The 12,829-nt window shown below is 71.1% G+C and carries 16 protein-coding genes; 4 read left to right on the top strand and 12 right to left on the bottom strand.

Features of this window, described 5'->3' with window-relative positions:
* Window positions 1–39: 39 nt before the first annotated feature.
* A complete protein-coding gene (locus EKH77_RS32600) occupies window positions 40–1,551 on the bottom strand; it encodes a HAMP domain-containing sensor histidine kinase (protein WP_126917761.1) in 1,512 nt (503 codons plus the stop codon).
* The gene (locus tag EKH77_RS32595) at window positions 1,541–2,218 is read right to left on the bottom strand and encodes a response regulator transcription factor (protein WP_126917760.1); all 678 of its coding nucleotides are present in this window, start codon (window positions 2,216–2,218) and stop codon (window positions 1,541–1,543) included. Before EKH77_RS32595 ends, EKH77_RS32600 begins: the two co-directional genes overlap by 11 nt.
* Window positions 2,219–2,354: 136 nt before the next feature.
* Here EKH77_RS32595 and EKH77_RS32590 point away from each other — a divergent pair, with 136 nt between their 5' ends.
* The 4 genes from EKH77_RS32590 to EKH77_RS32575 all read left to right on the top strand — a co-directional run bounded on the left by EKH77_RS32590 (window position 2,355) and on the right by EKH77_RS32575 (window position 6,971).
* Window positions 2,355–2,888, top strand: a complete 534-nt coding sequence (locus EKH77_RS32590) for a hypothetical protein (protein ID WP_126917759.1) — start codon at window positions 2,355–2,357, stop codon at window positions 2,886–2,888.
* A gap of 125 nt (window positions 2,889–3,013) precedes the next feature.
* Window positions 3,014–3,751, top strand: a complete 738-nt coding sequence (locus EKH77_RS32585; protein WP_126917758.1) for a COG4705 family protein — start codon at window positions 3,014–3,016, stop codon at window positions 3,749–3,751.
* A 943-nt stretch (window positions 3,752–4,694) separates the two neighbouring features.
* Window positions 4,695–5,624 carry a hypothetical protein gene (locus EKH77_RS34665; protein WP_346429093.1) on the top strand — a complete coding sequence of 310 codons (930 nt, stop codon included), beginning with the start codon at window positions 4,695–4,697 and terminating at the stop codon, window positions 5,622–5,624.
* A 123-nt stretch (window positions 5,625–5,747) separates the two neighbouring features.
* Entirely contained in the window at window positions 5,748–6,971 is a 1,224-nt protein-coding gene (locus tag EKH77_RS32575) for a lipase family protein (RefSeq protein WP_126917756.1), read from the top strand.
* Window positions 6,972–6,998: 27 nt separating this feature from the next.
* On the opposite strand, the gene EKH77_RS32570 is transcribed toward EKH77_RS32575, so the two are convergent.
* The 10 genes from EKH77_RS32570 to gvpJ form a co-directional block, all read right to left on the bottom strand.
* The gene (locus tag EKH77_RS32570) at window positions 6,999–7,814 is read right to left on the bottom strand and encodes a hypothetical protein (RefSeq protein WP_126917755.1); all 816 of its coding nucleotides are present in this window, start codon (window positions 7,812–7,814) and stop codon (window positions 6,999–7,001) included.
* Window positions 7,811–8,719, bottom strand: coding sequence for a sigma-70 family RNA polymerase sigma factor (locus tag EKH77_RS32565; RefSeq protein ID WP_126917754.1), 909 nt, complete (start codon window positions 8,717–8,719; stop codon window positions 7,811–7,813). The genes EKH77_RS32570 and EKH77_RS32565 overlap by 4 nt, the downstream gene beginning before the upstream one ends.
* Window positions 8,716–8,937, bottom strand: a complete 222-nt coding sequence (locus tag EKH77_RS32560) for a hypothetical protein (RefSeq protein ID WP_126917753.1) — start codon at window positions 8,935–8,937, stop codon at window positions 8,716–8,718. The genes EKH77_RS32565 and EKH77_RS32560 overlap by 4 nt, the downstream gene beginning before the upstream one ends.
* A 575-nt stretch (window positions 8,938–9,512) precedes the next feature.
* A complete protein-coding gene (locus tag EKH77_RS32555; protein ID WP_126917752.1) occupies window positions 9,513–9,794 on the bottom strand; it encodes a gas vesicle protein K in 282 nt (93 codons plus the stop codon).
* On the bottom strand, window positions 9,791–9,991 hold the full coding sequence (locus EKH77_RS32550) for a gas vesicle protein (RefSeq protein ID WP_126917751.1): 201 nt from the start codon (window positions 9,989–9,991) through the stop codon (window positions 9,791–9,793). Before EKH77_RS32550 ends, EKH77_RS32555 begins: the two co-directional genes overlap by 4 nt.
* Window positions 9,981–11,012 carry a GvpL/GvpF family gas vesicle protein gene (locus tag EKH77_RS32545; RefSeq protein ID WP_164737935.1) on the bottom strand — a complete coding sequence of 344 codons (1,032 nt, stop codon included), beginning with the start codon at window positions 11,010–11,012 and terminating at the stop codon, window positions 9,981–9,983. Before EKH77_RS32545 ends, EKH77_RS32550 begins: the two co-directional genes overlap by 11 nt.
* Complete coding sequence (locus EKH77_RS32540) at window positions 11,009–11,371, bottom strand: gas vesicle protein (protein ID WP_126917749.1); 363 nt, start codon at window positions 11,369–11,371, stop codon at window positions 11,009–11,011. The genes EKH77_RS32545 and EKH77_RS32540 overlap by 4 nt, the downstream gene beginning before the upstream one ends.
* 38 nt (window positions 11,372–11,409) lie before the next feature.
* Window positions 11,410–11,625, bottom strand: a complete 216-nt coding sequence (locus EKH77_RS32535) for a gas vesicle protein GvpG (RefSeq protein WP_126917748.1) — start codon at window positions 11,623–11,625, stop codon at window positions 11,410–11,412.
* The gene (locus EKH77_RS32530; protein WP_126917747.1) at window positions 11,625–12,344 is read right to left on the bottom strand and encodes a GvpL/GvpF family gas vesicle protein; all 720 of its coding nucleotides are present in this window, start codon (window positions 12,342–12,344) and stop codon (window positions 11,625–11,627) included. The genes EKH77_RS32535 and EKH77_RS32530 overlap by 1 nt, the downstream gene beginning before the upstream one ends.
* Window positions 12,341–12,769, bottom strand: coding sequence for a gas vesicle protein GvpJ (gene gvpJ, locus EKH77_RS32525; protein WP_126917746.1), 429 nt, complete (start codon window positions 12,767–12,769; stop codon window positions 12,341–12,343). The genes EKH77_RS32530 and gvpJ overlap by 4 nt, the downstream gene beginning before the upstream one ends.
* Between the last annotated feature and the right edge of the window lie 60 nt (window positions 12,770–12,829).

The following is a 12,829-nucleotide window of genomic DNA, read 5'->3' as shown; positions in this document are numbered from 1 at the left end:
CCATTTCGGAGGCACGGGAGACCCACGAGCGTGACAGCATCAGCAGCCCAACGAAGCATCCCCGATGGCCTGTGCGCCTTGGAGCGGTTCAGGCGGGATGGGCAGTCGGGTGCGAAAGGTGGTCGCTCCCGGGACGTCGAGGACGGCCAGGGTGCCTTTGTGGATGGCCGCGATGTCGCGGGCGATGGGGAGGCCGAGGCCGGTACCGCCGTCGTCGCGGCTGCGGGCGTCGTCGAGGCGGGCGAACCGTTCGAAGATCTTCTCGCGGTCGGCGGGCTCGATCGGCGGACCGTCGTTGGTCACGTCCAGGACGGCATGGCCGGAGCCCCGGTCGGCGGTGAGGCGGACGGTGATGTGACTGCGGGCGTGGCGTTGGGCGTTGTCGAGCAGGTTTGTCAGCAGCCGACGCAGCCACAGCGGGTTGCCGGGGATGGTGATCGACGTCGAGGCGTGGACGGTGACCTGGTGGGGTTCGGCGCCGCGGGCTGTGACTGTGGATTGCACCAGGTCGGCGAGGTCGACGGGTTCGTCGGGCCAGTCGTGGTCGGTGGTGTCCAGGCGGGCGAGCAGCAGGAGGTCGGCGGCGAGTGCTTGCAGGCGTTCGGTGTCCTCCAGGGCGCCGGCCACCAGGTCCGTGTGGACCTCGGGGTCGGAGTGGGCGAGGGCGACCTCGAGTTGGGTGCGCAGGACGGTCAGGGGGCTGCGCAGTTCGTGGGAGGCGTCCGCGATGAAGCGGCGCTGCCGTGTGCCTGCGGCCTCGAGGCGCTGGAGCATGGCGTTCATGGTGTCGGCGAGACGGGCGATCTCGTCGTCGCTGCGGGGTTCGGGGACCCGGCGGTTGAGGTCACGGTCCCCGATGGCGGCGACTTCGGCGCGGATGGCCTCGACCGGGCGCAGGGCACGGCCGGTCGCGCGCCAGGTGAGGACGCCGACGGTGACCAGTAGAACCGTGCTCAGTACGGCGAGGGCGGCGGTGGTGAGGTCTTCGGCGGCGTCGGCGGTGCGCAGGGACGCGCCGACGTAAACGGTGACAGGGCCGGTGGGGGTGGTGGCGGCGATGCTGGTGACGCGCTGGTGGTGGTGTGCGTGGCCCCGGGCGTCGAGGTTGAAGGTTCTGTGGCCGTTGGAATGGCCGACGGGGACGGCGAGTGGTGAGTGGCCGGTGAGGTTCTGGCTGGCGGCGACCACCGTGTGCTCCGCGTCGACGACCTGGATGAAGTCGGTGCCGTGGTCGAGGGGAAGCGGGCTGGTGAGGTGACCGTCGGTGGCGAGGCGGGCGACCGCCTGGGCCTGCTCGCGGGCGTCGGCCTCGACGGTGCGTTCCAGATTGACGCGCAGCAGGACGATGACGGCGGCCGAGGCTATGGAAAGGACGACGGCGACGCTGGCGCAGGCGGCGAGGGTGGTGCGGGCGCGGACCGAGCGTGGTGTCAGACGGTCGACGAGGGCCGCGGCGCTGGGGTGGCGGGCCAGGTGACGGTGGACAGCCGCGCGCAGTCGGTGGCGTGCGGCGCCGGTGGGTGCGCCGGCGGAGGTCTGGTCAGCCACCATCGGCCGCCAGTCGGTACCCGGCGCCGCGGACGGTCTGGACCGCGGCTCGCCCGAAGGCGGTGTCGATCTTGCGACGCAGGGCGCTGACGTGGACCTCGACGGTGTTGGGGTCGCTGTCGAGGGCGTTGTCCCAGCCGGCGTCGAGGATCTCCCGTTTGGAGACGGCCTCGCCGGCCCGGCGGGCGAGGTGGTCGAGTATGGCGAATTCGCGGGGCGTGAGGGGGATCGTGGTGCCGGCGCGCGTGCAGGTGCGGGCGGCGGAGTCGACCACGAGGTCGCCCAGGACGGTGCGCCGGGGCGCGCGGCTGCCGATGCGGCGGGCCAGCGCCTTGAGGCGGGCGACGAGCACGACGAAAGAGAACGGTTTGGACAGGTAGTCGTCGGCGCCGGTGTCGAGCGCCTCGGCCTCGTCCCATTCGCCGTCCTTGGCGGTGAGCATCAGGATGCCGACGTCACTGCCGCAGGCCCGCAGGCGTGAGCACACCCGGTAGCCGTTGAGACCGGGCAGCATGACGTCGAGCACGACCACGTCGTAGGCGTGCTCCATGGCCTGGGCCAGGCCGGAGGGGCCGTCGTGGGCGACGTCGACCGTGAACCCCTGGGCGGTCAGCCCGTGCCGCAGCGCCAGGGCCAGCCGGCGTTCGTCCTCCACCACCAGTACTCGCATGCCCACCAGGGTCGCAGGTCGCCGGACCGGGCAGTTGACGGCGTCCGCTGTTCTTCAGCCGATCTTCAGCAACGCACGGACATCCTGCCGGTGTCGCCCGGGGTCGTCCCGGGCCTGGCGAGGATCGGGGTGTGTCATGAGCGAGCCCATAGAGACGGGTGAAACGTTGCCGCAGGAAGAGCCGAAGGCCGCGGGCGCGGGCAGGACGCGTACGGGTTCGGGGCGTGCCGGCCGGTGGGTGCGCTGCCGGTCGGTGCGCTGGGTGGCGGCCGGGGCGGCCGTGCTGGTGATCGGTGGTGGCGCGGCAGCGGCGGTGGCCCATCACCACCACGAGGGTGAGGAGGGCCACGGTCACGGTCACGACCGTAGGACGGCTGCGGGTGACCGGGGATGGCACGACGGCGGGGACGACCGTGAGGACCGCAAGGACGGCGGGCGGGCCGACCACGCGGCGCCGGCACCGTTGCCGTCGACCAGCGCGGCCGACGCGCTGACCAAGGCCTCGTCGGCGGTGTCCGGCGGCAAGGTGGAGTCGCTGAAGCCGGTCACCGAGCAGGGAGGTGGCCGTGCCTGGCGGGTCGTGGTTCTGGGCGCCGACGGCGTGCGGCACGCGGTGACCATCGACGGAGCCGGCGACACGATCACCGGCAACACCGTCCTCGACGGCTGACCCACTCCACCCACCGACCGGGTGCGGCCCGGCCGCGCCGTACAGAAGGGAGCGCCGTCGTCTTGGGCGCCTTGACACCCACCCGAGCGGCCCACCGCCGCCAGTCTGTGCCGGCGCGGCCGGTCATGAGCAAGGTCCCGCAGGTGACGGCGGTGTTCTGGATCGTCAAGATCCTCACCACTGGCATGGGCGAGACCACCTCCGACTACCTCGCCCGAACACTCGGGCCCGTCCCGGCGGTCGGCTCGGCCGCCCTGTTGCTGGGCGTCACGCTGATCGCGCAGGGACGCGCCCGCCGCTATGTCCCGGCCGTGTACTGGGCAGCGGTGATCATGGTGAGCGTGTTCGGCACCATGGCCGCCGACGTCGCGCACGTCGCCCTCGGCGTGCCCTACGCCGCCTCCGCGACGGCGTTCGCCGTGGCCTTGGCCCTGGTGTTCGTCCTGTGGCGCCGGATGGAGGGGACGCTCGCCGTGGAGACGGTCGCGGGCGGTCGCCGGGAGGTGTTCTACTGGTGCGCGGTCATGGCCACCTTCGCCCTCGGCACGGCGGTCGGAGACCTGGCCGCGGCCACCTTGGGCTGGGGCTATCTGCCCTCCGGGCTGCTGTTCGCCGCCCTGATCGCCCTGCCCGCGTTCGCCCACCGCTTCACCGCCGTTTCGTCGGTCCTGACGTTCTGGTGGGCCTATGTGCTCACCCGGCCGCTCGGCGCGTGCTTCGCCGACTGGGCCGGCGTCAACCACGAGCGCGGGGGCCTGGACCTCGGCACCGGGCCGGTCAGCCTCGTCCTCGCGGTGGTCATCGCGGCGAGCGTGGCCTGGCTGAGCGCCGGCGAGCGACGCGTCCTGCGGGCATCGGACTGAGGGTTCCTGTCGTCCGACCGGGGCGACGTCGCAGCCCGCACCTGCCCAGTTCCCCATCCCCCATTAACCGAGAGGCGCCCACCGGGGGCGCGGATCATACAGCAGTGCCGGCCTCCTTGTACGCGAACAGGGCACACCGGTGTTGAAAGCCCGATATCCGGTGGCTGACGGACCGACATCCCCGATGATGGGATCTACGCCGAGGCAACGGATCAAGGAACACGGGAGGTGCGCCGTGGCAGTGGAGGCCGGTACACGGCAGGAAGAGCGCGTCGTGGGACGGGTGTGGACGGTGCGTCTGGACCCTGACGGTCGCCCCTCCGTCGGCGCGGTGAGGCTTTCCTGCTCCCGCCCGGCCTGCGCCGATCAGCGCTTTCCCGGCGGCGCCGCTGTGGGGCGCAAGGCCGCGATCGGCCACGTCAAGGAGCACCTGGCCCGTATCCGCGAGGGCGGTGGGCCGCGCGGCGACGCGTGGTGCGCATGCCGTGCCGCAGGCTGCGCGTGGCACACCCCCGGCTCTGCCGCCGGACGGCCAGGCGGCGCGCCGCCGGCGGCGGGAGCGGTGCGGTGCGAGGGTCCGGCGGTCCTGACCGTGTACGCGGACCGGGCCGGAAGGCTGTGGCGGATCGCGGAGACGTGCGCGCGGTGTGCGGCCGCCACCCCCGACTGCCGCGTCCTGACCACTGCCCCACCCTCGGCCCGCACCGAACAGATGGAAACGGTCCAGGCGCCGCAGAAGCCGGACGTGGAAGAGGGTCCCGCAGGCGGCAGGGGGCGGGATGGTCTGGCAGCGGCTTTCTCCGACCACCACGGCTCCTCCCCCGCCGCTGGTGCTTCGTCGTGTGCGACCGCCTCACCGGCGCCGGTGCCCCGTGCCCGCGCAACCCGACCAGTCGCAGCGTCCCGGCGGGCGAAGCGGTCGGGGAAGATCGCCCAGCGCATCGTGCCGCGTGACCTCGAGCCCGAGGTGCTGCGCCTGGAGCTCATCGAGCTCGGGGACGCGTTCCGCGCCTACCAGCAGCGCACCGAACCCGATCTCACCGTCCTCGCCACCCTCCACGATCGCAAGGCCCGCGCCTTCGACCTGTGGGCCGATGCGAGCGGTGACGACTCCCTGCGCCACGAGGCCAGGCGCGCCGAGAAGGCCGCGCAGACCACCCTCGAGATGCACGCCAACCGCACCGGCCAGCCCCTCGGCGACGGGCCGGTGGTGGAGCGGCTGCTGACCCGCTCCCAGGCCGCGAGCGCCCGTACCGTGCTGGACTATGTCGCTGCCCACTCCCCGCACCCGGAGGCCGAGGTGCGCCTGGCGGTGCTCATGCTCACCTTGCGGTCCGCGCGCGCCGGCATCGGGAATGTCACGGGCCAGGACCTGACCGGCTGGCTCCAGGGCGATGCCGAGCAGGTGGTCGAGCGGCTGGTCGCGTCCGACTGGCTGCGTCTGCCCGGCACCGTCGCCGAGCTGATGGCCTCCCGCCCCGAGGACCCCGTTGCCATCACTGTTCCGGCGCTGCTGCCCGAGCAGTCCCGTCCGTTCGCCTTCGGCAAGACCACCCGGGCGAGGATCTCCGGCTGGGCTCAGAAGGTGGTGGGCGACCGGAAGATCCGCAAAAAGAAGGCCACTGCGGCGGGCCGGCTCCTCGCCCTGTACACCGCCGCCCACACCCGCCCGGATGGCCGCCTGGGACATGCCGACGACGATGGGCTGCGCCTGGACCAGCTCGCCGTGTTCTGCGCCCTGCCACCCGAACAGATCGCCGAGCAGGCCGGCCTGCTCATCGCCGCCGGCTGGCTCGCCGAAGCCGACACCGCCGGAGACAGGCTGCGCGGACAGCTAGCGGAACGGGCCTTGCCGCTGGGAGGGCTGCTGTAACGCGCGAGGGCGCCACAGCAGCCGTAGGGCCCGGCCCCCAACCGCGTGAGGGGGATATCCCCCCTCACGGCCCGGGGGGTCGCTCCATGCCCCGGTGGTGTTGCCAACCGGCATGATCCATCCATGACTTCACGTCGAATGAAAGTCCGCGTCTTGACCGGTGCGGCGCTGCTCGGCAGTGTGCCCGCCCTGGTCGCTCCGGCCTCGGCAGCCGGCACTCACGGCGGACAAGCGCAAGGTGGGGCTGTCGTCTCTGTCGAGCAAGTGGCTGACCTGACAGAGCAGGATGTGGTCGGGGAGCTCAAGGGAAAGATCGACTCGTCCCAGGTCCGCTATGGCGTGACCGCCCATCGGGTCACCTACCGCACCACGGACAGCGCGGGCGCCCCCACGACCGCGAGCCAGCTCGTCGTTTTACCCAAGAACGGTGCGCGCCACCTGACCACCGTCTCCTGGCTCCACGGCACCACCGTCTACCGTAAGGACGTCGCCTCGGAGAATCCGAAGTCGAACGACCGGCTCGCCGCGCTGTTGTTCGCGTCGACCGGGCGGGCCGTTTCGGCGCCCGATTATGTGGGCCTCGGCTCGGGTGAGGGCTTCCACCCCTACGGTGACCCGCGGGCCACGGTCGCGGCCTCGGTGGACGGGTTGCGCGCGGCGCGGACCGTCGCCCACCGGGACGGCCGGGAGCTGAAGCGGAAGGTTCAGGTCAGCGGGTTCTCGCAGGGCGGGCCCGCGACCATGCTGGTGGGCCGGGCGCTTCAACAGGAAGGTGCCGACCACTACTTCCGGCTCGGGGCACTCGCCCCGGTCAGCGGTCCCTTCGACCTCTCGGCCTTCGAGGCCGCCGCGGCCAATGACAAGATCGTCAAATCCGGCCTCTACCTCGCGTACTTCATCACTGCCTGGAACAAGATGTACGGCCTTTACACGTCACCCGGCGACGTCTTCCGCTCCCCTTACGACAGCAAGGTGGAGACCCTCTTCGACGGCCATCACACCACTGCACAGATCGCCGGCGAACTCCCGGCGGCGTCCAAGGACCTGTTCACGGAGGACTTCCTGAACAAGGTCCGCAAGCCCGCCGGCGTCCTCAAGGACAGGCTGCGCCTGATGGACAACACCTGCGACTGGCGACCGGACGTACCGGTGGAGATCTTCCACGGCCGGGGCGACAAGGACGTCGACTTCAGCCACGCGGAGTACTGCGCCGACCAGCTGGCGGGGAACGGCGCCGCACGCCGGCTGACCGACGTCGGGGACTACGACCACAATGGATCGGTGCGGCAGGCCCTGCCCCGGATCGTCAGGTTCTTCGACGAGTCGGCCAAGCCGACGGGGCTGTAACTTCCTCCTTTCACGGTTCCGCTGCCTTCAGTGGGTCGCGGCCTCGCCCATCTGTCGGTGGACCCGCAGCGTGGACCGGGAGGTGTCCCGCCGTAGTCGGAGGTGGTCGTGGGGGTGGGCCGGTAGATCGCTGGGCCCGTCGGGTCGCTCGGTGGCCGCGTCCAGCAAGGCGCGGATCTCGTGGGCGAACTGGGGGCCGGGCAGAGGCAGCTCGCTTCCGGGTTCACGAAGGTAGCCGACGGCGACGGCGGTGGGCACGTAGTCCATCAGTTCGCCGACGACGGCGGAACGTGTGCGGGTGGTGTGTCTGGCGAGACGACGCAGGACCCGCAGAATCGTGCTGGTGGCCGCCTCGTCGTCGTGACGCAGTACGACGGGCCTGCCGTCCCAGTGGATGGTGGTGCCCACAGCACCGGTGTGGGGCTTCACGTCGTCGGTCTGGTTGTGCCACCAGCGGGCGGTGTGGGTCTCGCCGAGGGCGAGATGGTGGAGGTAGAGGCAGTACGCGGCGGCGGGCTGGCCGGCACCGGCGGCGTACTGCCACCAGAACCGGGCGCCGTCGCCGGTGTCGGTCAGCTGCAGGACGCAGGCCAGCACCAGGGCGCTGCTGGGTTCGGGGACCTGGTCGGTGACGAAGGCGGCAACCGCGGTGACGGGGGTGTGGGTGACCAGGGTTTCACACAGGGCGCGCAGGTCCTCGGCCGCGGACACCCTCGGCGTCGCGCCCGGCGTGACGGGCGACCGGGTGCCTGGTTGGGCTTCACGGGGTGGGACGGTGTCGCGGGGTACAGGGCGGTGGCGGACGAGCAGTGCCCTGGCCAGGATGTCTTCGAGCGATGTCATGAGGTGGGTCCTCCGGTGTGGTGCGGCAGCTCGATGGTGTCGGCCAGGAAGCGTTCGGCGTGGCGCTCGTCGGACCGTACGGCGGCAATCGGGATGCCGAGGAGGTCGGAGACCTTCTCGGGGCTGAACCCGCACATGTGTCGCAGCACCACGACGTCGAGCTGGGCAGCGGGCAGTCTGCTGATCGCGGTGAACAGCTCCAGGCTCTCGGCCAGCTGGGCCGCCTCTCCCTCCAGAGAGGTCTGCGCGCTCAAGGCGACGGTATCGAAGGCGGCCTCGCCCAGTAAGGGCCGCTGGTCGCGGTGGTCGGCCTTGGCCTGGACGGTGGCGCGCAGGATGTTCCAGGCGTAGCGGCGGATGTCCGGGCTGGCGAGGGCGTCGTCGAAGGAGAGCCAGAGGATGGCGAAGGTGTCCTCCACCGCGGCGTCGAGCGCCTCATCGTGCAGGAAGGCCCCGGCATAAAGTCGGTAGCACTCTTCCACCATTGAACGCAGGGCGTCGTGTTCCAGGGGCGGTCCGGACCGGGCGGTGGCCAGGGCGATGGTCCCTTCGGTGGACCGTTCCACCCAGTCCCGGCTCTTGCCGGCGTCGAGAGCCGCTTGCTTCCACAGCCGGTACAGGGGCCAGCCTGGGATGTTCAGCTCGGTGGCCAGGCGGTGGATGACCTCCCAGCGCGGGTAGTGGCCCACACCACGCAGCAGCTCGGAGAGCTTGGACTTGGCCAACGGAACACGAATGCTCAGGTCGCTGAGGGTGTGGCCGCTGGCGAGGTAGTGCTCGCGGGTCGGCTCCAGCCAGGCACGATGGGAGCTGCCGACGGTGGAGGCGATGGGGCCGAGCTTGCGGCCGGGACGGACCGGGCCCGGCTCGGAGGCCGGGCCCGGTGTGTTGATCGACGTCGTCACGGGGCGTCGTCCTCCTTGTCGGGCACCGACGCCACACGGTGCCCGGAGGCGGACGAGGACCGCGGGGGAAACCCACGTAGCACCTGGGTCACGGTCAGACCCAGGACGGGCGCCAGCGAAGCAATCAGCGTCACATGGCCCATCGCCGCCATCACCGTGCTCCAGCCGAACACCATCATGGCCAGCACCAAGAGCAGCGCTACTTTCCTGGTGTCCATCACACTCCTTTGTGTCATGCCGCAGCCATCCGGAGCCGCATCAGCAGTACCCCTGCCAACCTGCGGGTGCCGAACCGCAGTTGAGGGGAGCATCAGCATGGACCGGCCATGACCCGCTACGCCACGTGATCAAGGAATCGCGGAACTTTAGAGTCCATGGGGTGCCGGGTCGGCGCCCGGAGTAGCCGTTTCAGCGCGCGTAAGCACACCGGGAAGGTTGGACGGGTGAAGTTCCCGATTTTCCTTGCAATCCCACCGGAGACCCCTGTCATATGGAGACAGGACACCTTGGTGTCGCCCTTCCGTCCGGAAGAGGCTCGGCCCCCGTGCCGAGAATGAAGGGGGCGCGTGCCGCCCGTTCCCGCCCGGCCTGAGTTGGAGACCGGGCGGGAACGGAGCACCCCTTCGCAGGGGAGACGACCGTAGCGCAGGGCGCTGACACTGACGCGGCGGATTACGCGGCGGATTACATGGTGTCCTGCGGCGCTTCCTGGGCGACAGGTAGCCGCGGTGGGTTCACCTGGGGTGGCGTGAGCGTGCTGTGGACGTGCCGCGGGCGTGCCGTGGGGCCCGCGTCACCGGTCGGCCGGCGGCAGGAGCGGGCCGAGGGGGCCGAGGTCGAGGTTGAGGTCGTCCGGCGTAAGGCCGTAGCGGTCGCGAAGTTCGGTCATGCGGTCTGCGAGCAGCATAAGAGTCAGCCCGATGCGTTCCTCCTGCTCCTCCGAGAGATCGCCTTGTTCGACGCGGCGCAAGGCTTGACGCTCCATCAGCTGGCGGAGCAGTTCGATCACTGTCAGCACCAGCCGCATGAGGTCGCGTTCCACCGTGTCCTGGTCCAGTTCCATGCGCCGGGTCATGTGTGGTGTTCCTCCCAGGGCGACGGAAGCCGGGCGTCCACCGAGCCGATGAGGGCACGGAGGTTCACACGGACCAGGTCGACGTCCGCGATTCGCAGGGTGATGTCGCCCGCGATCACCACTCCCCCGGCCAGCAGCCGGTCCAGCAGGTCGACCAGGGACAGCCGTTCGGCCGGCAGCGGTCGGTCACCGGTCATCGGTGGTGCCGTCCGCAAGGCCGGTGGTCGCGGCGACGAAGGAGTACGGCACCCAGGGGCCGGTCAGCTCGACCATGAGCCCCGAGGCCGGGGCGCGCTCGACCTGTGCGCGCACCTTCGCGGTGAAGGCGGAGTCGTCGTCCCGCCGTACCAGATAGGAGGCGTTCAGTAGGTTGCGCCCGGGGTGGACGGAGAGGCTGGAGTTCTGGGGTGGGTGCAGGTGAGCGGCCTCGGCCGAGGCCGCCAAGGCGGTGTGGATCTGCCGCACCGCGTCATCGGCCTGGCGGGCCCGGTCCTCGTCCGCGCGGCGTTCGGCTCCTCGTCGCCTCAGGTAGGCACGGCCGACACCGGGGGCGGCGGCGGACCGGGCCTGGTCGGACTCCGCTGCGGGTGCCTTCGGCCCGCCATCGCCGCCGGTGGCCGGTGCGGTGGCGCTGTCCCGTGCTGCGGCGCCGGCTGGTGCGGTGGCACTGTCCGGTGCGGCGGCGCTGTCCGGTGCTGTGCGCGCTTCCGTCTCCGGGCTGGGCAGGGTGTAGATCTTGACGCCCCACTCCACCTTGCCGTCGAGGTGGTCCAGTGCCGTGGTCAGCGCTTCGTGCCGGGCCTGGAACATGCGGCGCAGGCTCGCCGCATCCCGGTAGACGGTGGCCAGCCGCAGCGGTAGCACACCGGCCGCCGCTGCCGACGATGCCGCCTCGACCACGGCTTGGTGCCGATGGGCCACCGCGGCGAGCCAGTCGAGATCCTCCAGGTGACGATGCAGCGGTTCCTCGTCGAAGTCGGTGGCGGGCACCCGGCCCGCCACCCCCACCAGGTCCAGGTGCCGTACGAGTCGTACGGGCTCACCTGCCACACCGGTCACCGGCTGGGCGTGGGGCGGGCGCGTGAGGTACTGGCCGACCAGGTCCGCATGGCGGGCGACGGCGTAGAGGTAGAGAAGCCCTGCCGAGGTGTCATGAGGGCAGTCGTTGGCTGCTTCTGCGCGGTCGGTGGCATCGCTGGGGCCGCTGGGGTTGTTCACCGCTGTTCCTTCCCGTCGTGCGCCTCGTGCGGCTGCGGTCGCTGCTGCCGGGCCTCGAGCTCGGCGATGCGGGTGCGCAGCAGCTCGTTCTCGGTCGCCAGCGCGCGGCGACGCGCGCCGGAAGAGAGGGCGGGATCGCTCTCCCACCAGTCGATCCCCATCTCCTTGGCCTTGTCCACGGAGACCACGATCAGGCGCAGTTTGATGGTCAGCAGCTCGATGTCGAGCAAGTTGACCCGGATGTCCCCGGCGATCACTACACCCTTGTCGAGCACGCGCTCCAGGATGTCGGCGAGGTTGGCGGAGCTGCCGGAGGGGGAAGGCGTATCGGGGAAACGCTGGGAGTGGATACCGGTCATGGCCGCTGTGCCTCTTCCTGCGGTGCGGTTGTCCGTCGTCAGTGCGTCCCGTTGGTGTACCCGTTGGTGTACCGGCGCGTCTCCTCCATGCGGTCCAGGAGCTCGTCTTCCCGCTGGTCGAACTCCTCCTCGCTGATCCGGCCCGCCGACAGCTCCGCTTCCAGTCGGGACAGTTCGTCCCGGATCACGGCCGGGTCGCGGGCGATGCGTTCGGCCTCGGCGAGGAGCTGTCGCAGCACCCAGCCGATGAGCATCAGATATCGGTGAAGCTGTAGGGCGGCAGCGGGCCGTTCACGCGCAGTTCCAGGTGCGGACGTTCATCGGCGAGCCGTCGCACGGCTGTCAGCAGGTGTTCCGCGCGTGGCTGTGCGATCAGGAAGGAGAGGTTGACGAACCAGCCGGTGCTCTCGGGCCCCACCCGGAGGCTTTCCGCGGCGGGCTCCAGGGCCTGGCGCACCGCCTCCGCGTCCACCGTCTCGCGCTCCCGGACGGCGGTGGCCACCAGTTCGCCGAACCGCAGCCGCTCCTCGTAGGTGCCGCCACCATTGCTCCGGTCGGCTTCGGCGCGCGCCCGGAGGTCCGGGTTCTGTGCGAGGACGAGGTGCAGCACCGCTTCCTGCTGGTGTGCGGCCTTGACGTTGTACTCCACCCGGCCTTCCAGCCGCTGAAGCTGTTCCTGGTACCCGTCGGCGTGCTCCCGGAGCACGTCACGGACGTCGTCGTCCGCCTCGGCGACGCTGCCGAATCGCATCGGCAGCGCGGCGGATTTCCGGCCCACCTCGGCCAGCACCCGCTGGTGTGCCAGCAGGTCACGCCGCTTGGGGCGCAGCCGGTCCGGGCAGTCGCTGACGACCGCGGTCAGCCCGGCCTGCTCCAGTTGTCGTACCGGCAGGGGTGGATCGCCGATCCCGGTGAGGTCTTCGGGCAGGTCGACGTCGCCACTGCGGGCGATGCAGTACACGTAGGTGCTCACTCGCTCTCCTCCTTCTTCCTGCGGGAGGCGGCGGTGCCGCGGCCGCGGCTCTCGCCTTCGTCGGGTGTGCGGTGGAAGGCGTCGGAGACGGCCTGGGCGGCGCCGGAGAGCGCGCCCTTCGTCTTGCCCCGCGCGCCGTGCTCGGCGCCGCCCTCGGTGATCTGGCCCACCAGCTCGGGCAGGCCGGCGCTGCGGTGGGGGCCGGCCTCCAGGTCGAGGCGGTTGCACGCCTCGGCGAAGCGCAGGTACGTGTCGACGCTGGCGACCACCACGCGCACGTCGACCTTGAGGATCTCGATACCGACCAGGGAGACGCGCACGAACGCGTCGATCACCAGGCCTCGGTCGAGCACCAGCTCCAGGACGTCATAGAGGCCGCTGGTGCCTCCTGCTCCCCCGGTCTGCGGGGGCGGGACAACACTCATCGTGGACACTTCCTCTCGGCCGTCGCACCGCGACGGCCCGGCAGGGTGGTGGGCCCGGCG

The organism is Streptomyces luteoverticillatus (assembly GCF_003970715.1).
In the GTDB taxonomy this organism is placed as follows: domain Bacteria; phylum Actinomycetota; class Actinomycetes; order Streptomycetales; family Streptomycetaceae; genus Streptomyces; species Streptomyces abikoensis.
Note: the sequence above shows the minus strand (reverse complement) of the source record. Positions and strands in the feature narration are given on the sequence as shown.